Source organism: Butyrivibrio sp. AE2032, from assembly GCF_000702965.1.
Genome location: NZ_JNLF01000005.1, coordinates 63,177 through 83,381 on the forward strand (window position 1 = coordinate 63,177; position 20,205 = coordinate 83,381).

Sequence of the window (20,205 nt, forward strand, 5' to 3'; positions counted from 1 at the left end):
GAACACTATCCAAACGCAAACAAAAAGGACCTCAGGTCTCGTGTCTTAATGACACTGACCCAAGGTCCTTGATTTGTTTTGATAGATGATACTAACGTGTTAAATAAAAATATATGTAAAATGCATTAATAAAATTATTTAGCAACGTCAGTTGCCCTAGTCTCTCTGATCACATTAACCTTGATCTGTCCGGGATAATCCAGTTCATCCTCAATCTTCTTGCAGATATCACGAGCCTTGAGAGTCATCTCGTCATCTGAAACCTTATCAGGTGAAACGATGACGCGGATCTCTCTGCCTGCCTGAATGGCGAAGCTCTTCTCTACGCCTTCGAAGCTCGTGGCGATCTCCTCGAGCTTCTCGATCCTCTTGATGTATGTCTCGAGATTCTCTCTTCTTGCTCCGGGCCTTGCTGCTGAAATGGCATCAGCGGCAGCAACTAATACAGCCTCTGCAGACAGAGGCTCGACATCACCATGGTGCGCCTCTATGCAGTTGATGACTGCGGGGCTCTCATGATACTTCTTGGCGATCTCGACACCGAGCTGGATATGTGTTCCTTCCTGCTCGAAATCAACAGCCTTACCGATATCATGCAAAAGGCCTCCGCGCCTTGCAAGATTACTGTCTAATCCGAGTTCGTCCGCCATCATTGCAGCGATCCATGAAACTTCAATGGAGTGCTGCAGCACGTTCTGTCCGTACGATGTGCGGTAACGGAGACGGCCTAAGAGTTTGATGAGTTCGGGATGCAGATTCATTACACCCGTATCAAAGGCAGCCTTCTCGCCCTCGGTCTTGATAGTCTGATTGAGTTCCTTCCTTGCCTTGCCGGCCATCTCTTCGATCCTGGCCGGGTGGATCCTTCCGTCTGCAACGAGTCTTTCAATAGTCATTCTCGCGATCTCTCTTCTGATCGGATCGAAAGATGAAAGAACGATTGCTTCCGGAGTATCGTCGATAATAAGATCGACTCCCGTGATAGTCTCGATCGCTCTGATGTTACGTCCTTCACGACCGATGATCCTACCCTTCATCTCGTCGTTCGGGAGATTTACGACCGATACAGTGACTTCAGAGACATAATCGGATGCATAACGCTGAATTGCGTTGACGATAATGTCTTTTGCGACTTTATCGGCATCCTGCTTGGTCTTCTCTTCCATCTGCTTGAGCATAATAGCCATATCATGTGTGTATTCACGCTTTGCTTCGTCAAGCACTAAGCTTCTGGCGTCTGCGATCGTAAGTCCTGACACTCTTTCAAGCTCAGCTTTCTTACGCTGCTCGTAGTCCTTCGCTCTGGCCTCGAGTTCAGCCACATTCTGCTGACGCTTCTCGATCTCCTCCTGCTTGCGCTCACAATTAGCTTCAATACGATTGATATTTTCTTCTTTCTGCTCGAGCCTATTGCGCTCTTTTGCAAGTTCCTGTTTCTTATCTCTTGCTTCACGCTCTAATTCTGAACGTACACGAGAGACTTCCTCCTTCGCCTGCAAAAGCAAATCGCGTTTGTTGTTTTCTGCTTCCTTCTGCGCATTAGCGAGAAGCACATTGCTATCCTCCTTGGATTTAGCAATATCCTCCTCCAGCCTCTTTTGTCTGCCGGAAATTCCTGACAGAAAATATACTGCTGCAAATACAATACCCAGAATAAGACCAACAACGCCCGCGATTATCACATACAATAATGATACCTGTGGCACGTTGGTACTCACCTCCAAAATTTATTTAGTTGTCAAAGAACGTTTTAAATGGCTCTGACAAGCCATTGAATATTGTAGAAATAAATCAACTTTCTGTCAATAATTTGTTAGAATGTAACAATGAAATTCGAATATTTTGTTGAAAATGAATATAACGGGTGCGAGATCCAGCAGGTAATGCGCCGGAAATTCAAGATGAGCACCACATGGGTCAAGCGCGTCAAGCTCTACGGTACCGTTGAGCAGAACGGCGTTCATGCCCGTGTAAAGGACCGTGTCAGCACCGGCGACAGACTGTATTTCGAGTATGAGGACAATTCAGGGAAACTGAACTGCCCTGAAAATGTCTCCATTCTCTACGAAACCGGCTCGTACGCGGTGGTCAATAAGCCCGCCGGCATGGTCACCCACCCTTCACACGGTCATCTTGAGGATTCCCTTCTCACAAGCCTCTCTGATGAGACGCTGCACCCTGTAATGCGCCTGGACAGAGAAACCTCAGGTCTCCTCATAGTCGCCAAGGACGGATACGCCCACAACATGCTGGTTACTGAAGCGGATATCAAAAAGAGCTATCTCGCACTCTGTTACGGAAAGTTCGAACCCTCCGAAGGAACGATGTCCTTCCCTATCGCCAGACGCGAGAACTCGGTCATGATCAGGGACTGCGTCGAAAACGGAAAGCCGTCGGTCACACACTATAAGACTGTGGAACATTTCGGGAATGCGGGGATATCACTTGTCGAGTTCAAACTCGAGACAGGAAGATGCCATCAGATAAGGACTCACTGCTGTCATGTAGGCCACCCTCTCCTCGGAGACGGACTCTACGGACCGCTTTCAGACGACAACCCCAACCCGGCGCTTAAGGATACGGCCGTGATCTTCGATGAACAGATGGGAAGAGTCGCTCTTCACGCATACAAGATCGAGTATAAAGATCCTTTCGATAAGGAAGACAAGGTTTTCGAGGCCGCCCTCCCGGAAGACATGCAGAGAGTCATTGACGGCATAAGATAAAGGACTTACCTGTATTTTCTTTCAGGATGCTCTTTATAGTATCTTTCCTTGTCCTTATACATCTCCTTGATGACGTCATTTATCGCAGACTTGAAATCATCAGTTCCGCGGAGCTTGATACAGGTATTAAGGACTAGGTTGATAAGCCTGATTTCACACTTCTTTAACAGATGAACGAAGCTATGAGTTCCTCCGCCAGACGGACCGAAGATTCCGCGTTTCCGCCGGAAAGGAGCCTGGACACTTCTACGATCTTCCCGTTAGCATCGAGAACATCGCACATAGTTTCCGTATTTCCGTCCGTTACTTTCTTGGTAAGGACAAAGCCTCTGTCGGACGCCGCGGCGATCTGCGCGGTATGTGTAACACAGAGCACCTGATGGGATGAAGCTATCGCCTTGAGCTTGTTTGCGATGGCAAGTGAGGCTTTTCCGGAAACACCAGTGTCGATCTCGTCGAATATCAGTGTCGGGATAAGGTCAACGCTGCTCAGAACATTCTTAATGGCGAGCATGATCCTGGAAGCCTCGCCTCCGGATACGATAGCCGACAATGCCCTTGCCTCCTGTCCGGGGTTGGCGCTGAACCTGAATGCTATGTCATCTATGCCCGACTTCGAGAAGAATTTTGCATTCTCGCGTCTTGTAAAGTTAACCTCGAAAACAGCATTCGGCATCTCAAGGTCGGAAAGTTCTTTTGTGATGGCTTTCTCAAGTTTCAAAGCGGCTTTCTTGCGTTCCGCCGAAAGATCTTCAGCGAGTTTTAACAGTTCCTGCAGAATCTCAGCACGCTTCTTTTTCAGCTCCTGCAAAAGGTCTTTGTTATGCTCGATAGCATCGAGTTCCTTTTTCGCTTCATCAGCGAACTTATTTATCTCAGAAATAGTCTGACCGTACTTGGCCTTAAGATCGTAGAGAAGGCCTATACGCTGTTCGATGCGGTCTTTCAGGCCCTCGTCGTAATTTCTGTCAGAGAGTTCCTTGTCAACATCCGATGAGAGAGCCTCAAGCTCAAGAGCAAGAGTTCTTGCACGTTCAGCTATATCCTTAAAAGCCTCGTCAGACTGTGAAGCCTTAAGGAGCTCTCTGGCGGCCTGACCGGCAGCCTGTACGGGACTTTCATAAGAACCGTCGGAAGATAAGAGCGACTGCGCATTGGAAAGACTCACGAGCGTCGCCTCATCCTGCGAGACCTTCTTTTTGGTCTCGTGGAGTTCTTCCTCTTCTCCTTCCTTAAATCCCGCTGCTTCTATCTCGTTTACCGCATATTCCAGATATTCCCTGCGGCGTTCGAGATAATCGGGAGTCGACGATATCTCCTTGATGCGGGAGACCATGTCCACATATTCTTTAAGCTTTGCTGTATAGTCACGGCTCAGGCTGACGCACTTCTCCCCCGCGAACCTGTCCAGGAACTTAACGTGCGATCCTTCGTCGAAGATGGCCTGCGTATCGTGCTGGCCGTGAATGTCGACGAGCCTTGAGGATATCTCTCTTAAGATGGTATTCGTAACGCCAGTCCCGTTTATCCTGGCAACAGATTTTCCGCTGTCGTAGACGGTCCTGCTCACGATGAGCATGCCGTCATCATCTTCTATTCCGTTATCAGAGAGCATCTGTCTGAAGTCACTGTCAGTTATTTCCGAGCAGTCGAAGACCGCCTCCGCATAGCAGGATGAACTCCCCGTCCTTATAAGAGTCTTGGAAGCTTTAGCGCCGAGTATCAGATTGATGGCGTCAACTATGAGGCTCTTTCCGGCACCCGTCTCACCGCTTATCACGTTGAGACCTTTACCGGGTTCGAATACGACATTGCTTATGACCGCAAAATCTCTTATCTCAAGTCTTACGAGCATCTGATCAGCCTTTGTCCATCATGTCGGAGATAGTAATGGCAAGTGCCTTCGCTTCTTCTATTCCGGGACATGCGGCGAAGATCGTGTCATCGCCTGCGATCGTGCCCGTACACTCTTCAAGATGCATCGAATCAAGTGCGGATGCTGCCGCCTGTGCCATGCCGGGGAGCGTCTTTATAACGATTATGTTCATCGCCTGGCTGACTGATACGATGCTGTTAGAGAAAACGGCAAGAAGCCTTCCCGGTGCGGTATCACCCGTTCTGTCGAGAACACAGTACTTCGTTCCCCTGTTCGGCAGCGTGATCTTGATTATACCGAGTTCTTTTATATCGCGCGAAATGGTTGCCTGTGTCGCCTCAAATCCCGCCATGTTTACCTTTGCGGTGAGGTCTTCCTGAGTGGAGATATCGTTATCCCTTATAAGAGCCAGGATCTTCTCCTGTCTGGAGTTCTTAGCGGTTTTCATAGAAATATCCTCTCTGTACGATCTTCTTTCTTACGTCGCTGAAGAAGTTATCCTTCTTTACCGTGGCAGTCCTTAAGACTTTGTCATATCTTCTTATCACGATGTGATCAAAGCTCTCGAGATCAACAAAATCCCTTCCGTCAGGGCAGATCAAAGGCACGCTCTCGACTTGGTCAAGACTGATCCTGATCTCGCTCTCGGGAGTCGCGACATATGTATATCCGTTCAGTGTATGCGAGCAGATCGGGGTTACGATTATGTCCTTCATTCCGGGCATCAGGATGGGACCGCCCGCGGAAAGCGAATAAGCGGAAGAACCCGTGGCAGTGGCTATTACCAGACCGTCCCCGTAAAAATTCTCTATGGTCTGCCCGTCTATCGCGAGCTTGAGCTTCGTAATGTGAGGCCTTGCTCCCCTTACGATTATTATGTCATTGAGGCAGATGCATGATCCTTTGAGCTTATCGTCCTTATCGAAGACTTCGCACTTGAGCTGCGTCCTTTCGATGGTACTGTATTGCCCCGTTGCAAGGAGCTCGAGATCTTTCTCGAGATCTTCCTGTGATATCTCGGTCAGAAATCCGATCGAACCTTTATTGATACCGACAAACTCGGCATCGAGCTCTCTGTATTTTGCGACTACATATAAGAAAGTCCCGTCGCCTCCGATGGAGATGATCGTCTTCAGATCCATCTTGGCGAACTCACCGAAAGTTACTCTCGGTATTGCCTTGAGCTGAGGGCATTTTTCCTCCATGTCAGGCTCGAAAACAGGCGTATGACCAAAACTGCTGATTATCTCGGCGGTGTTTACTGCCGTCTCATAACCGGTATCTCTTGAACCATTGGAACATATTCCGTAATTCATGAAGTGATCCTCCCGTTCAAAACTCTATATATTTAAACATTTTCTTGTATAAAAATACAGAAGCAAAATATCCTTATGTTTTAGGGAGTGATTCCTTGATCGATGCAGCGAGCGAATCGCCGTCCAGACCGCAGTATGCGATCTGTTCTTTCTGACTCATCGCTCTGACTATGGGGTTCTTTACGCCGAAGACGGTAACGCCGCCAAAGAAACCCAGCCCTTCGAACTCTCTTTCGAGCGCTTCACCGAATCCGCCGCTGATTATGCCCTCTTCAAGGCTGTATACCTTTTCCGCGCCGTCCATGAGTTCGAGTATCTCTTTTGCCGGAACAGGCTTTATCATGGAAACATTGATATGCTTGCCACTGATGCCAAGTCCGTTAAGGATGTCTGCGGCCTTATCAGCTTCCTCGCTTATCTTTCCGGTCGATACGATAACAAAGTCTTTACCGTAATCTCTCGAAATGTGAGGCCTGACGCAGTCTGATATATCCTGATACAAAGGAGCGCCTGATTCGAAAGGAGACGTTCCTCTCGGATACCGTACGGCTACAGGACCTTTAACATTCTCGACCGCATATGTAAGGCACCTCGAAAGATCCTTATAATCCCTGGGAGAAAAGACCGTCATGTTGACCATCGAATTAAGATACGAGATGTCTAAAAGTCCGTGATGCGTGTGTCCGTCATTGCCGACAAAGCCTGCCCTGTCTATCGCGAATACAACATGGTTGTTCATGAAGCAGCAGTCCGTGATCATCTCATCGTAAGCTCTCTGAAGGAATGACGAATAGATGGCCACTACAGGTATGAAGCCCGACACAGCCAGACCTCCTGCCATGGTTACGCAATGTTCTTCGGCGATGCCGCAGTCAAAGAACCTGGCGGGATATTTCATCTGGAAGTTATCCAGGCCCGTTCCTATCGTCATGGCGGCGGAAATGCCAACGATCTTAGGGTTATTCGCGGCAAGTTCGGTCAGCGTGTTTGCAAAGACCGACGTATAACTGTGATTGCCGGAAGAAGCGACGCCCGTCTCCAGATCGAACGGACCGACGCCGTGGTAGTCGGAAGGATTCGACTCAGCAGGAGCGTAACCTTTCCCCTTCTTGGTTATTACGTGGATGAGCACGGGACCTCTGATGTCCTTCGCTGCGTCCAGTGCCTTGATGAGATCATCCATGTTATGACCGTCGATCGGGCCGTAGTAGTTAAGACCGAGGTCATCGAACATCGAAGGCGTCTTGCGGTACAGGAGAAACCTGAAGAAATCCTTTATCGCAAGGATCAGTTTGATGAGTCCTCGTCCGACAAATCCCAGCTTCTGCAGGAACGACTCGGTCGTCTGCTTTGCCGAGATATATCCGCTCGAGATTCTGAGCTTTGACAAATGCTTGGAAAGACCTCCGACATTCTTGTCGATGCTCATCTCGTTGTCGTTCAGTATGATTATCATCCTGGTCTTGCTGTGACCTAAGTCGTTTATAGCCTCATATGCAAGTCCGCCCGTAAGCGCACCGTCGCCTATCACGGCGACAACATTGAATTTCTTGCCTTCGAGGTCTCTGGCTCTGGCTATACCCATCGCGGCGGAGATCGAAGTCGAGCTGTGACCCGTGTCGAATGCGTCGTAAGGAGATTCGGAGACCCTCGGGAATCCGGATATACCGTCCCTCTTCCTGAGCGTATTGAAACGGTCGAATCTTCCCGTCATGAGCTTATACGAATAAGACTGATGGCCGACATCGAAAACGATCTTGTCTTTCTTGTAATCGAAGACCGAAAGCAGTGCCACGGTCAGTTCCACCGTGCCGAGATTACTCGCAAGGTGTCCGCCGTTTTGGGATACGGTATTGAGTATCTTGTCCCTCAACTCGGAGCAGAGCTGTTCACGCTCCGCAGTCTTCATTGACTGCAGTTTCTCATGCGTGATTTCCTTTCCGAGATACTTGTATTCCATTACCTGTCCCTGTCTGCAAGATAATCAGTCAATGTCTCATAGTTTGCAGTATCAAAGCCCTTCTGCCTGAAGCACGAGAGGATATCCCTGATGCTGTTTATCTCTTCTTCCATCCTCATCTCGGCGCCTTTAAGACCCAGGAGAGTTACGAATGTCGCCTTCGAATCACGCTCGTCCTTGCCGGTACTCTTTCCGAGCACGGCACTGTCCGAGATAACGTCGAGGATGTCGTCTCTTATCTGGAACGCAAGTCCGATGTGCGAAGCGAGCTTCCTGAGTTCTATTGCCGTCCCGTCAGTCATGCTCTCTTCAGATGTCAGCTTCTTCGAAACATAATAAGGAGTTACGACAGCAGCTTCTATGAGCGCACCTGTCTTCTTCTCCTGAAGTTCGATGAGAAGGTCTAATGATATCTTTTTGTCCGTAGATGAGATGTCGATGCTCTGGCCGCCGATCATGCCGTAGATGCCTGCATTTTTAGCCAATGCGGAAGCGGCATATATGTAACCGTTATCTTTTTCGGAGATGCGGAAAAGCCTTTCCATGGCGCTGTTGAGCAGCAGGTCACCGGCAAGCGTGGCTATGCCTTCACCGAACACCTTGTGACAGGTCGGTTTTCCGCGTCTTAAGTCGTCATTATCCATGGCAGGAAGATCATCGTGGATAAGAGAATATGTATGTATCATCTCCAGCGTCGCGGCGAAATACTTAACATCCGCATCAGCACTCTCATCGAGTCCCAGCATGTCGGATGTGAGCATCATCATCATAGGACGCAGCCTCTTGCCTCCGGCAAAAAGGCTGTACATCGCTGCCTTGACCGTAATGTCCTCGCTTACATCCTTACCAAAGACATTCCAGAGTTCGGGCAGGATCCACTCTTCGGTCCTCTCCATCAGAGCCATGATATCGGCGTTTTCCATCGTCATACCCCGCTCTCGCTGATGTTGAGAGGATCTGTCGTGCCGTTAGCCTTGTTGACAGCCTCGATCCTTGCCGTGACCTCATTAAGTCTCTTCTCGCAGATGGCGACCAATTCGACGCCTCTCTCATAGAGTTTTAATGATTCATCCAATGTCGCTTTGCCTTCGGAAAGCTTGGCGACTGTCTGGCGAAGTTCGGCCATCGAGGCCTCATATGTCATCTCATTATCTTTAGATTCAGGCATCTTTATCTCCTCCGTCATCTTTATTCTCTATCTTCTTTATCTCGGTTACGAGCTTACCGTCAGACAACATGATGTTCACGCTGTCGCCCGTATTTACTCCCTTTACCGATTCGACGGCGTTTCCGTCCTTATCGCATACGTATGAATAACCTCTCTTCAGGACGTTTTCAGGATTCAGCGCCTCGAGCCTTACCTTTAATTCGTTGAGTTCTGAAGATTTCTGTCCGGTGATCCTGACCGATGCGGCATCGAGCCTTGTCCTGAGTTCCCTCACGACCGCCAACTGCTCCATCGCGTAATATGCGGGTGAATGAAGGGCTTTGTGATTCTTATAGACCTCGAGCGCCTTGCGTCTAGAATCTACGAAACTGTTGATCGCGATATCAAGATTGAGGGCCAGATTGTCTATCTCTTTCTTCTGGTCTTCGTAAGATGCGATAACCATCTCTCCGGCTGCCGTCGGAGTTGCCGCCCTGACATCAGCTGCATAATCGATTATCGTGTAATCGGGCTCATGTCCGATCGCAGAGATGACAGGTATCTCACTTGCGTAAACAGCTCTTGCCATGGCCTCGTCGTTAAAGCAGAAAAGGTCCTCAAAAGACCCTCCGCCCCTTGCGACTATGATGACATCGACGTTCTTTTCGCTGTTGAAATAATCCAGTCCGCGGATAACGTCAGGAGGACATTCCGCGCCCTGAACGCTTGCCGGATACAAAAGTATGTCGTGATGGGGATTTCTCTTCCTTACGGTATTTACGATATCGGCGATGACCTTTCCCGAGCCGGATGCAATGACTCCGATCCTCCTGGGGAGTATCGGAATGGGCTTTTTGTGCGCGGGATCGAAAAGGCCCTCTTTCTGGAGTTTTTCGAAAAGCTTGTTGAACTGCTCGTGCAGATCTCCGCTTCCTATCTCCTCGATCCTTGTCGCGATAAGCTGGAGCAGGCCTCTCGGAGAATATATGTCGATGCTTCCGAATACCTTTACCTTCATGCCCTGCTCAGGCGTGAACTTCAGCTGGTTCCTGTATCCCTGGAAGATCGCGCAACTTATTACCGCCTGATCGTCCTTGAGCGAGAAATATGCATGCTTTCCGCCGACCACGGTATACTGTGATATCTCGCCCACGACACTGATATCGGCAAGATAAGGATTATCCTGGAGTGATTGCTTTATATAGCCGTTAAGCCGGCTTACACTTTCAAAATCATACATGATTTCAAAGGCTCTTAACGAAGTTGCTCAATACGCCGTTGATATAAGAAGATGAACTGTCCGTACCGTATTTCTTTGCGAGCTTTACCGCTTCATTGATGGATACGGAAGTCGGGATATCTTCAACAGTAAGTATCTCATATACGGCGATCTCTAAGATGATGCGGTCAGTCACGGGAAGACGCTCGAGCTTCCATCTCTTAAGGAAAGGAACAAACTTTGCATCGAGCTCGTCCCTGCTGTTGATAACGCCGTAGACGATATCAAGGAAATAGGGCTCATCTTCGATTATCTCCGGATATGCTTCCCTGAACAGATTGATCTGTTCGCTTACCGGATCAGACCTGAAACCGGTCTGAAACAGAAATTCCATAGCTTTTTCACGTGTCTCGATCCTACTCATCTGAACCTCCCCGGAGGCAATATCCTGTCAAGGAATTTCTTGAACTTGCTCGTATCGGAAAAGAGGAACGAACCGACAAAGAAGCCTACCGCCGTCATTAATAATATGAAAAGGGTCTTAAAGAACCCGAATATGCAAAGTAAAAGTCCGATTATAAAAAACAGGACAGCAAATATAACACCAGCCTTGGTGTTACGGAGTTTCTCGAAAAGCTTTGATAAAAACCTTTCCATCCTTATCTGCTCTCAACTCTCGTCTGAGCCTGCTCAACCTTGGAGACTCTGACAACAACCTGCTCTACAGCTATTCCCGTATATCTCTCGATATCTTTCTTTACCTTCTCCTGGACCTTTGCCATGGATGAAGGAATCTCGACATTTGAATAGAGCTCGCATGACACTGTAACCTTAAGTGCCTGATTCTTGGCAGGTGTGGCATGACATCTCGCGCTCTTAATACCGACCTGTGCGGATTTTGCTGCATTGAGCGCGATGCTCTCGATGGCATCAGGGCTGATGTCGACCGTACCGATATCATTCTTTCTGAGTCTTGTACGGTTAAGTCTTCCCGATGTAATGATGTTTGTGATCGAAACAATTGACGTGATGAACAGGAGCATCAGAACGCCCAGATAGATATACCTGCTGACAGGTCCGGTTACTATCCTTGACAGAGGCTTCAGGATATCGGCAAAGATACCGTCATCAAAAAGCGCATATAACAGCACGACCGAAATGACGGCTATTACAACGGAATATAAGAACATCAAAGCTCTGATAAAGGAATTCATGACACCTCCTCAACCCCGCAAACATAAACGTCGACACTCTCTACCGTAAGTCCGGTAAATCGTTCGACGTCTTTTTTAACCTTTTCCTGGATCATCCAAGCGATCTCGGGGATGATCATCCCGTATTTAACAACAGGATAGACAGTGATCGATACTGATCCTTCTACAGTGTCCCCGAAAACTACTCTCACACCTTTTCCTTCATGTACCACTCCGGCCTTCTCCTTGAGAGCAACCGCGAATGACGGAACCAAAGACAAGACACCGTCTATCTGGAGCGCTGCTTCAGACGCATACTGAGCCACAAAGCCCTGTGTCATTGAACGATCGCCTTTTATGGATTCGATGTTAGTATTGTCTTCCATATCGGTTCCTTGGATCTTCTAAACTATAAAGGTGCGGATAAATAACTGCCGTAAGCGGATAGTTCACCCGCTTACGGCAACTGATCTGAAAATTAAGCTCTTTCGAGATATTCGCCTGTTCTTGTGTCAACCTTGATCTTCTCGCCCTGGTTAACGAAGAGAGGTACCTTAACTACAGCGCCTGTCTCAAGTGTAGCGTACTTGGAAGCGTTGTTAGCCGTATCACCCTTTACGCCGGGCTCGCACTCTGTGATCTCGAGGATAACAGTGATGGGAAGCTCAACCTGGAAGATGTCGCCCTTATAAGATACGACCTTGCAGACCATCTCTTCCTTGAGGAACTTGATGCCGTCGCCGATCTTGTCCTGGTGGATGGGAGTCTGCTCATAAGTCTCCTGATCCATGAAGTAGTAAAGATCACCATCAGCATAGATGAACTGCATATCCTGTCTCGTAAGCTGAGCCTGCTCAAACTTCTCGTTAGGGTTGAAGGATCTCTCAACTACGGAACCTGTCTTAACATTCTTGTACTTTGTTCTTACGAAAGCTGCTCCCTTACCGGGCTTAACGTGCTGGAATTCAACGACCTGATAAACCTGATCATCCATCTCGAAACACAGACCGTTTCTAAAATCACCTGCGCTAATCATAAATATCTTCTCCTTTTTAATAAATAAGCGTTTAACTGACTAATTTTACTTGAAAGAGTATTTCTATGCAAGTATCCATTTCATTTGTTCCCGCAAGCGGATACAGGGCATCTTAAGATCAGAATCTGCCAAAAAACCTTACGATCTTCTCGAAGGGCCGCTTAAGCATAACATACCATATTTCGGGTCTGTGGAGCTTCTCGACCATTATCGTTCTCACGCCTGCCCTGTTGCCGGCAATGACATCCGTAAAGACCTGATCACCGATCATTACCGATTCTGCAGGCGTAGACTCCATGAGCGCTATCGCCTTCATCACGCCCGACGTACCGGGTTTGTTGGCGTAGGTAACAACGGGAATACCCAGCATCTCCGCGATCTTCGCAGATCTCTCGGATTTGGCATTCGATACGAGACAGCATCTTATCCCCTGTTCCTGGATCATCTTAACGCACCTGTAGCTGTAATCCTCAGGCTCAGTCGCGTGGTCAGGTCCCAGCGTGTTGTCGAAATCCAAAAGAGCGGTCCTGATTCCGTCTGCGGCAAGTTCGCCCCACGGGACAAGGACAAGGCTCTCGTAAACTTTCTCCGGCTTCATCGCTTTGAATATGTTCAAAGTATTCTCCTGTATTATTGTGCAGTATTACATACTGACTAATATTTCGCGTCAAAATAATTATAAATATATACTTTTGCGCTTGTGATATTATAGTAAAGCAAAATGACGAGTCAAGGAGCACTATTGCCATGAAAGTAACAAAATTCGGCGGATCATCTCTTGCCAACGCTTTTCAGATACAGAAAGTCTGCAACATTCTTCTCGCAGATGAAGACAGAAAGATCATGGTCGTTTCCGCGCCCGGTAAGCGCACCAAGGACGACACAAAGGTAACGGATCTTCTCATTGCGGTTGCAAAAGCAAGACTTGCCGGAGAATCCTATGACAAGGAAGTCGGTGCGGTTCTCGCACGTTACGAGGAGATCGCCGACGAGCTCAATATCGAGAGAGTCCTTCCCGACATAGAGGAAAGACTCCTTAATATCGTAAAGGCAGATTACACGGAAGACATTGCATACCTTGATTCAGTCAAAGCCATGGGTGAAGACTGCTGCGCAAGACTTGTAGCTTACTATCTCACATCTACGGGACACCCTGCAAAATACTGCAATCCTGAAGAGTGCGGCCTTTACCTGGAGCATGACGAAGCAGGCAAAGCAGTCATCCTTCCCGAGACATACGACAACCTTGCAAAGCTCAAGGACGAGACAGATGTCATCCTTGTATTCCCCGGTTTCTACGGTGTATCCAAGACAGGCAAGATCATCACATTCTCAAGAGGCGGTTCTGACATCACGGGTTCCATCCTCGCAGCTTCAGTCGGAGCTGACGTTTATGAGAACTGGACTGACGTTGACAACGTTTTCGCTGTTAACCCCAATCTCGTTAAGAACCCCTTCCCTATCACAGAGATAACATACGACGAGATGAGAGAGCTCTCTTATGCAGGCTTCACCGTTCTTCATGAGGAAGCTATCTATCCCGTATTTGCAAGAGGCATACCTCTCAATATCAAGAACACCAATAATCCTACGGCAAAGGGCACGCTGATCGTATCCAAGCGTACTCATTACGATTCACTCGTAACAGGAATTGCCGGCGACAAGGGCTTCTGCACTGTCACTGTAAGCAAGTACATGATGAACCGTCAGGTCGGCTTCCTTGCTGCACTCCTCAAGATCTTCTCTGATGAGGCTATCTCCATCGACCACATTCCTTCCGGGATCGACACGGTAACGATCGTTCTCCGCAAGAAATACTTCACTGAAGAAAAGGAAGCCATCATCGTCAAGAGAATCAAGGAAGAACTCGAAGCAGATGTAAGCGTAGACAGAGACCTCGCCATCGTCATGATCGTCGGTGAAGCCATGGCAAATTCCGTCGGTATCATGGCACGTGCCGCATCCGCCCTCTCCAACGCAGGCATCAACCTGAGGATCGTTAACCAGGGCGCATCCGAGATCTCCATGATGTTCGGTGTCTCAGAATCCTATTGCTCTTACGCCGTAAGAGTACTCTACAAGGAACTCTTCAGATATTGATAAGATCATAAACTGATAAAGAACGAACCCCGGAAGCCGTTGTTAGTTTCCGGGGTTCGTTTTTATTTTATATCTGATGGTGATAATTCGTAATCAAATCATTGAATATAAGGTAATAACTGTTCTACCATCTCTTCGACCGTAAGGTACTTAAAACCCGGCATTGCGATCTTGGGTCCTCTGATCCTCAGCTTCTGCACGTCTTCCCAGAAGAAGAGAACTTCTGTGGAATATCCGTGAGCCTCAGCGTATGCGATCGCATCTTCCTTCTCAATGAATTCTTTCCTGACATCACCGTCATCATCCAGCACCTGATAGAGGTCTACATAGTTTATAGTGGTAAAGTAGAGATATCCTCCGTTGATCATGTCGAGCTGTTCTACGTTAAGTTCTCTGATATCTGTGTTTTTCATTTTTCTGTCCTCCGTTTTCTTTTGTGTTGTTGTTTTCTTGATGGCTTCATTATCACAACAAGAGCAATCCCAAACAATCAGTAATGTTTCTTAGTTTTGTCGGTTAAGCAACACAGGCCTTTCAATGTGTTGCCAAAGTGCTTATTCTCCTGAAAAGGGACTAGCATTTCAAAGCGTATTGTTATGATCTATCCTTGGTCAGGCCTGCACGCTATATCAAAGGACCGCCAATTTGATCGTTTGGGGAAAACTGGCGTTAAACTTTCAAAAAACATGATGCAAATAACCGCCACTCTGCCGGATATCAATAAATTGGCGGTATATTCTTAATAAGTTTTCTTCAGGTAACCGCCATTCTGTTATATTTCCAGGAACTGACGGTATCTATTAAGGATACCTTGCATGCTATAAACCGTCATTCCGGTTAATTCTTTAATAATGGCGGTCAGATATACGAGAAGATTTAAGAAAACCAACCGCCAATAAATTAAAAACAAACGGATTGGCGGTCTTCCTTCGAAATCATAGAACTTTCCCTACCGCCAAACTAACAAAATCCAACGAATTGGCGGTTGAGCTAAAATAAAGTTTTATCCGACATATCAATCTTCTTATCAACAAAAAGACCGGACAAGCACTATGCCGTCCGGTCTTGATATTTTTGTTTATATAGTATCAGAGATTACTCGCCTGCACCTGCGTCTCCGCCACCGGCATCTCCGCCGCCTGCGTCTCCACCGTTGCTGCCGCCATTGTCACCGCCGCCGTTATCACCACCGCCGTTGTCTCCGCCGCCGTTGTCTCCACCGCCGTTATCACCGCCGCCGTTGTCTCCACCGCCGTTATCACCGCCACCGTTGTCACCGCCGCCGTTATCACCGCCACCGTTGTCTCCGCCGCCGTTGTCTCCGCCGCCGTTGTCTCCGCCGCCATTGTCTCCGCCGCCGTTGCCGCCGTCAGGGTTAGGTGTAGGTGTGACATCATCCGGCGGCTCAACAGTCGCGCTGCTGTCACTGGACTCACTGCTCGTTGTCGTAGCCTTTGTCGTGCTCCAGATCTGGTCAGTCTGGACTGCAGTTGTAGTCATCTGAGTGGTTGACTCAGCAGTCTCTGTTGTCGGTATAGGTGTGGGATCACCTGTCATCTCGGTTGTCTCGTCGAAATATGTGGGATCTTCTTCCAGAAGCTGTGCGCTCAGGACATATCCCGTTACGTTATTTGCCGTGATGACCTTGGAGAATGTGCTGTCGGTTATCTCCTGAAGCGTTACAACATCACCGCGGTTGAGGTTTCCGATGACTGTTGAGTCAAGAGATGCCTGAGAATATACAGGCACTCCGTCACTTGCCGCATAGAGAACCGAGCCTGCGGATGTGGGAAGGAACGTCGTAGCTTCAGTAAAACTGATGAGATCCTTCATGTTGAATACCATAAACGTAACGCCGAAGCCCAGCAATACGCAGACTATGAAGATAACGATGGGGATGATAATCGTTTTGATCTTCTCTTTCTTCTCGTTTACGATAGGCTCCTCTTCTTCCGGGTCAGACATACCGGCAACTGCTGCGGTAGCCGAACCGGGAACATAGTTTATCGTGTCATCTGCACTCTCTTCTTTTTCCAAATTGGTGAAATCACTTGCATTCTGCGTCTTGGCAGCGTTTCCGGGTCTTTGAGCAACCGGTGCCTCAGTCTTCAGATTGCTGTTGATGACGGCATCGCCGGGAAGCAGGAATGTTGATTCAACCTTGATATCGATAAGGGTAAGTCCGGACTTGAGGCCGTAGCTTACAGCCGCATTGATGATCTCCTTTGCCTTGACTTCAGTGGTCAGAGGCTTGGCGATGATGGAGTTGCGCATCTGTGAAGGAAGCTTTCTTGAAAGACCGACACCCATGAGGAAGAGCTCGTCGTTGTCCTGAAGCTTTAAGTGAACCTTCTTGTCTGCGTTGACAGGGCCTTCCTGAGGCATCTTGCCGAGATACTGTGTGAGGTTCATGTTCTCGGGGTGAGTGAGTTCCTCACCGGGCTGGATGGCGCCCATCTGGACATATCTGTGTGCTACCGTCTGCTCTTCAGTGAGGAGCATGATGCGGTTGTTCCTGAAGAGAACAGCCTTCGTGATACCTACATGGATAACGCGGAGGATGTCGCCTTCGATAACGAACATGGACATTGAAGTCTTGAACTGTGTACCCTTGTTGGCAGCAAAGTTGCATACCTTTACGTTAAGGTTGTTTATAACCTGATTTGCAAATCCTTCGAAATCAAGGACAGCCTGGTTTGAACATGCCGCAGCGATCTTCTCGAGCTCTGCGTTCAGTTCAAGGTTGAGTACTGCGGAGAGGTTATCAGGTCCGATCGTTGAGAAAATAGCGCAGATCTGAATAGGAGACGTCGATCTGGCTGTCCTCAGGAATTCGTTCGGGAAATCTTCGATCTTACGTGAGAGTGTAAGAAAGAATACATTCTCCTGCGGTTCTCCCTGGACCAGGTTGGTCTCTGCAATACAAGTTGCTACTGTCTTACTCATTTTTATTCACCCCAAATATATTCGTTAAGGCTCTTCTTCTGAGCTGCAAAATCTATCTTCATCATCCAGGGATCGTTCTGGACGGTGTAAAGGCCGTCATCAGGGATCCTGTGTTCTTCCAGATTGTCCATACAATCGAAACAGTTAAGTGCCACACGCATTATATCAACAGAACGCATATTTGTCTCGAAAACTCCCGCAGAATCATTAAGGAGCTGGAGCTTGCGCGCATAGCTCATATCTTTTACCTTTGCCATGAGTGCCGTGGCGACTCTTCTCTGTCTCGAAGCTCTTACGAAGTCGGAATCGAGATATCTGATCCTCGACCATGCAACGGCCTGATGTCCGTCAAGAGTCTGGACACCGCCCCTCTCAAGGTGAGGTGAATCGTTACCGTCGAGCAGATACATCTGGTCAAGGTAACGGTTCGCATATGAGAGTTCTTCAGGCTTAATGTCGAGTTCAACACCGCCGCAGAGGTCGATTATGCTCGAAGCGCTGCCGAAGTCGAACATGACAAAGCGCTGGATATCAAGTCCGAAAGTAACGTTGATCGTGTTGATCATCATGCCGACGCCGCCGTAGTGATAGGCAGAGTTAAGCTTGTTGAGCCTGGAACCGAGAGTCTCCTCCGTATCGCCGAGGTATACGCCTGTATCTCTCATGAGTGAGATTATCTTAACGCATTTGTCGCGTCTGTTGATCGATACGACCATCATTGCGTCAGAACGGCATGTATAGTCGCTGGAATCTCTGGCATCAATGCCGAAAACCAGGATATTCTCGATATCGGGATCCTTCTGCTTAACTTCAAGGATGGGATGCGAAGGATCATAGTAAAGTCTTGTGTGTCCGCCGTCAAACCATGATGAGGAAACGTCTCCTCCCGTGGTGCTTCCGCTGTCTTCAATAGCTATGGTTGAGTAATCTTCCTGGTTCATAACAGGAACATCTACGAATGTCTCGCCGAAAAGATAGACCCAATATAGGAAAAAACCTACAGCAAGTCCCAGGACTGCTGCAATAAACCTGACGATATAACTTAAGGCCTTAGACTTCTTACGGGTTTTATTCCCCGCAGAGCCGCGGTCGTTATTACTCATTTTTAATATAATTCTCCATATAAATACTTTTCGAAAAGCCACTCAATTATATCATCACCAATGCTATTGCCAATTAACAGATATTAAAAGAAAACTGTGGCAAAACACCGAGTTTGTGTATAAATGTCATAATCGCGCTCAGGCATGAAAAAGGGTTGCGGCATACCGTCGCAACCCCTTAATAAGATCTTTTGGAATCTGATTATCAGATGCAGCCCTGAGCGATCATTGCATCGGAAACCTTGAGGAGACCTGCAATGTTAGCGCCGACAACGTAGTTATTCTCGCAGCCGACTTCCTTAGCTGTAGCATCAACTGTGTGGAAGATGTTCTCCATGATGCCCTTAAGTCTTGCGTCAACTTCCTCGAATGTCCAGGAAAGACGTGCGCTGTTCTGGCACATTTCAAGACCGGATGTAGCAACACCGCCGGCATTGGAAGCCTTACCGGGTGTGAAGAATACGCCGTTGTCCTGGAAGAACTTTGTAGCATCGAGTGTTGTAGGCATGTTAGCGCCCTCACCGACTACCTTTACGCCGTTAGCAACGAGTGTCTTAGCAGAATCGAGGTTGAGCTCGTTCTGTGTAGCGCAAGGAAGAGCGATGTCACAAGGAATTGTCCAGATACCCTTGGAGCCGTTAGCATCTGCTGTGTACTTAGCGGAAGGTACTCTGTCAGCATACTCGCTGATCCTGCCTCTCTTAACTTCCTTGATGTCCTTAACGATGTCGAGCTTGATGCCCTCAGGATCATATACATAACCGTTGGAGTCAGAAAGAGCAACGACCTTAGCGCCAAGCTGCTGAGCCTTCTCTGTAGCATAGATAGCAACGTTACCTGAACCGGAGATAACAACTGTCTTGCCCTCGAAAGAAGTATCCATCTTCTCACGGAGAAGAGCATTTACGAAATAGCAAAGACCATAACCTGTAGCCTCTGTTCTTGCAAGTGAACCGCCGAAGCTGAGCTTCTTACCTGTAAGAACGCCGGAGAACTCGTTAACGATCTTCTTGTACTGACCGAACATGAAGCCGATCTCTCTTGCGCCTGTTCCGATGTCGCCTGCAGGTACATCGCAGTCAGGTCCGATATGTCTGTAAAGCTCACGCATGAAGCTCTGGCAGAAAGCCATTACTTCGTTGTCAGACTTACCCTTAGGGTCGAAGTCGGAACCACCCTTAGCGCCGCCCATAGGGAGACCTGTGAGGGAATTCTTGAAGATCTGCTCGAAGCCGAGGAACTTAAGGATGCTGAGATTTACTGAAGGATGGAGTCTGATACCGCCCTTGTAAGGTCCGATAGCGCTGTTGAACTGGATTCTGTAACCGCGGTTAACCTGAATTCTGCCGTTATCGTCGATCCAGGCAACTCTGAACATGATCTGACGCTCAGGCTCTACGATTCTCTCAAGAACCTGCTTCTCGATAAGCTCAGGGTGTACCGGAAGTGCCGGTGCGATAGAGTTAAGGAATTCATATACTGCCTGGTGAAATTCAGGCTCATTAGCATTCCTTGCCATAACCTTCTGCATGAGATCGTTAAGATACTCATTCTCAATCTTGTAATCCATAAGATTTCCACCT

20 protein-coding genes are annotated in these 20,205 nt (G+C 48.1%); 2 read left to right on the top strand and 18 right to left on the bottom strand.

Annotation, left to right across the window (positions count from 1 at the left end; genetic code table 11):
• Positions 1 to 134: 134 nt before the first annotated feature.
• A complete protein-coding gene (gene rny, locus BO18_RS18015; RefSeq protein WP_066738374.1) occupies positions 135 to 1,706 on the bottom strand; it encodes a ribonuclease Y in 1,572 nt (523 codons plus the stop codon).
• A gap of 120 nt (positions 1,707 to 1,826) precedes the next feature.
• On the opposite strand from rny, the gene BO18_RS18020 reads away from it, so the two are divergent.
• Positions 1,827 to 2,726 (top strand): RluA family pseudouridine synthase, encoded by a 900-nt coding sequence (locus BO18_RS18020; protein ID WP_034448814.1) that lies wholly within the window; start codon positions 1,827 to 1,829, stop codon positions 2,724 to 2,726.
• Between the two features lie 163 nt (positions 2,727 to 2,889).
• Here the strand turns inward: BO18_RS18020 and recN are convergent, their stop codons facing one another.
• The 13 genes from recN to BO18_RS18085 form a co-directional block, all read right to left on the bottom strand.
• The gene (gene recN / locus BO18_RS18025) at positions 2,890 to 4,581 is read right to left on the bottom strand and encodes a DNA repair protein RecN (protein WP_034448815.1); all 1,692 of its coding nucleotides are present in this window, start codon (positions 4,579 to 4,581) and stop codon (positions 2,890 to 2,892) included.
• Positions 4,582 to 4,585: 4 nt separating this feature from the next.
• Positions 4,586 to 5,050, bottom strand: coding sequence for an arginine repressor (locus BO18_RS18030; protein ID WP_034448817.1), 465 nt, complete (start codon positions 5,048 to 5,050; stop codon positions 4,586 to 4,588).
• Complete coding sequence (locus BO18_RS18035) at positions 5,037 to 5,918, bottom strand: NAD(+)/NADH kinase (RefSeq protein WP_034448819.1); 882 nt, start codon at positions 5,916 to 5,918, stop codon at positions 5,037 to 5,039. The genes BO18_RS18030 and BO18_RS18035 overlap by 14 nt, the downstream gene beginning before the upstream one ends.
• A 73-nt stretch (positions 5,919 to 5,991) precedes the next feature.
• Positions 5,992 to 7,878, bottom strand: coding sequence for a 1-deoxy-D-xylulose-5-phosphate synthase (gene dxs, locus BO18_RS18040; RefSeq protein ID WP_051688918.1), 1,887 nt, complete (start codon positions 7,876 to 7,878; stop codon positions 5,992 to 5,994).
• On the bottom strand, positions 7,878 to 8,801 hold the full coding sequence (locus tag BO18_RS18045; protein ID WP_034448820.1) for a polyprenyl synthetase family protein: 924 nt from the start codon (positions 8,799 to 8,801) through the stop codon (positions 7,878 to 7,880). Before BO18_RS18045 ends, dxs begins: the two co-directional genes overlap by 1 nt.
• Positions 8,802 to 8,803: 2 nt before the next feature.
• Positions 8,804 to 9,046, bottom strand: coding sequence for an exodeoxyribonuclease VII small subunit (gene xseB / locus BO18_RS18050; RefSeq protein ID WP_034448821.1), 243 nt, complete (start codon positions 9,044 to 9,046; stop codon positions 8,804 to 8,806).
• Complete coding sequence (gene xseA, locus BO18_RS18055; protein WP_051688919.1) at positions 9,039 to 10,265, bottom strand: exodeoxyribonuclease VII large subunit; 1,227 nt, start codon at positions 10,263 to 10,265, stop codon at positions 9,039 to 9,041. The genes xseB and xseA overlap by 8 nt, the downstream gene beginning before the upstream one ends.
• Before the next feature lie 4 nt (positions 10,266 to 10,269).
• Positions 10,270 to 10,668, bottom strand: a complete 399-nt coding sequence (gene nusB / locus BO18_RS18060) for a transcription antitermination factor NusB (protein WP_034448822.1) — start codon at positions 10,666 to 10,668, stop codon at positions 10,270 to 10,272.
• On the bottom strand, positions 10,665 to 10,901 hold the full coding sequence (locus tag BO18_RS18065; RefSeq protein WP_034448823.1) for a DUF2273 domain-containing protein: 237 nt from the start codon (positions 10,899 to 10,901) through the stop codon (positions 10,665 to 10,667). The genes nusB and BO18_RS18065 overlap by 4 nt, the downstream gene beginning before the upstream one ends.
• Before the next feature lie 2 nt (positions 10,902 to 10,903).
• Complete coding sequence (gene amaP, locus BO18_RS18070) at positions 10,904 to 11,458, bottom strand: alkaline shock response membrane anchor protein AmaP (protein WP_034448824.1); 555 nt, start codon at positions 11,456 to 11,458, stop codon at positions 10,904 to 10,906.
• The gene (locus BO18_RS18075; RefSeq protein ID WP_034448825.1) at positions 11,455 to 11,823 is read right to left on the bottom strand and encodes an Asp23/Gls24 family envelope stress response protein; all 369 of its coding nucleotides are present in this window, start codon (positions 11,821 to 11,823) and stop codon (positions 11,455 to 11,457) included. Before BO18_RS18075 ends, amaP begins: the two co-directional genes overlap by 4 nt.
• 92 nt (positions 11,824 to 11,915) lie before the next feature.
• Entirely contained in the window at positions 11,916 to 12,473 is a 558-nt protein-coding gene (gene efp, locus BO18_RS18080) for an elongation factor P (protein ID WP_034448826.1), read from the bottom strand.
• A gap of 118 nt (positions 12,474 to 12,591) precedes the next feature.
• On the bottom strand, positions 12,592 to 13,089 hold the full coding sequence (locus tag BO18_RS18085) for a YqeG family HAD IIIA-type phosphatase (RefSeq protein ID WP_034448828.1): 498 nt from the start codon (positions 13,087 to 13,089) through the stop codon (positions 12,592 to 12,594).
• A 131-nt stretch (positions 13,090 to 13,220) separates the two neighbouring features.
• Here BO18_RS18085 and BO18_RS18090 point away from each other — a divergent pair, with 131 nt between their 5' ends.
• A complete protein-coding gene (locus BO18_RS18090; protein WP_034448830.1) occupies positions 13,221 to 14,573 on the top strand; it encodes an aspartate kinase in 1,353 nt (450 codons plus the stop codon).
• Positions 14,574 to 14,671: 98 nt separating this feature from the next.
• Here the strand turns inward: BO18_RS18090 and BO18_RS18095 are convergent, their stop codons facing one another.
• The 4 genes from BO18_RS18095 to gdhA all read right to left on the bottom strand — a co-directional run bounded on the left by BO18_RS18095 (position 14,672) and on the right by gdhA (position 20,192).
• Positions 14,672 to 14,986 (bottom strand): hypothetical protein, encoded by a 315-nt coding sequence (locus tag BO18_RS18095; RefSeq protein ID WP_034448832.1) that lies wholly within the window; start codon positions 14,984 to 14,986, stop codon positions 14,672 to 14,674.
• 682 nt (positions 14,987 to 15,668) lie between these two features.
• Positions 15,669 to 17,519 carry an SH3 domain-containing protein gene (locus BO18_RS18100; protein WP_034448834.1) on the bottom strand — a complete coding sequence of 617 codons (1,851 nt, stop codon included), beginning with the start codon at positions 17,517 to 17,519 and terminating at the stop codon, positions 15,669 to 15,671.
• Positions 17,520 to 17,521: 2 nt separating this feature from the next.
• The gene (locus BO18_RS18105; RefSeq protein ID WP_034448836.1) at positions 17,522 to 18,622 is read right to left on the bottom strand and encodes an LCP family protein; all 1,101 of its coding nucleotides are present in this window, start codon (positions 18,620 to 18,622) and stop codon (positions 17,522 to 17,524) included.
• 205 nt (positions 18,623 to 18,827) lie between these two features.
• The gene (gdhA, locus tag BO18_RS18110) at positions 18,828 to 20,192 is read right to left on the bottom strand and encodes an NADP-specific glutamate dehydrogenase (RefSeq protein WP_034448837.1); all 1,365 of its coding nucleotides are present in this window, start codon (positions 20,190 to 20,192) and stop codon (positions 18,828 to 18,830) included.
• Between the last annotated feature and the right edge of the window lie 13 nt (positions 20,193 to 20,205).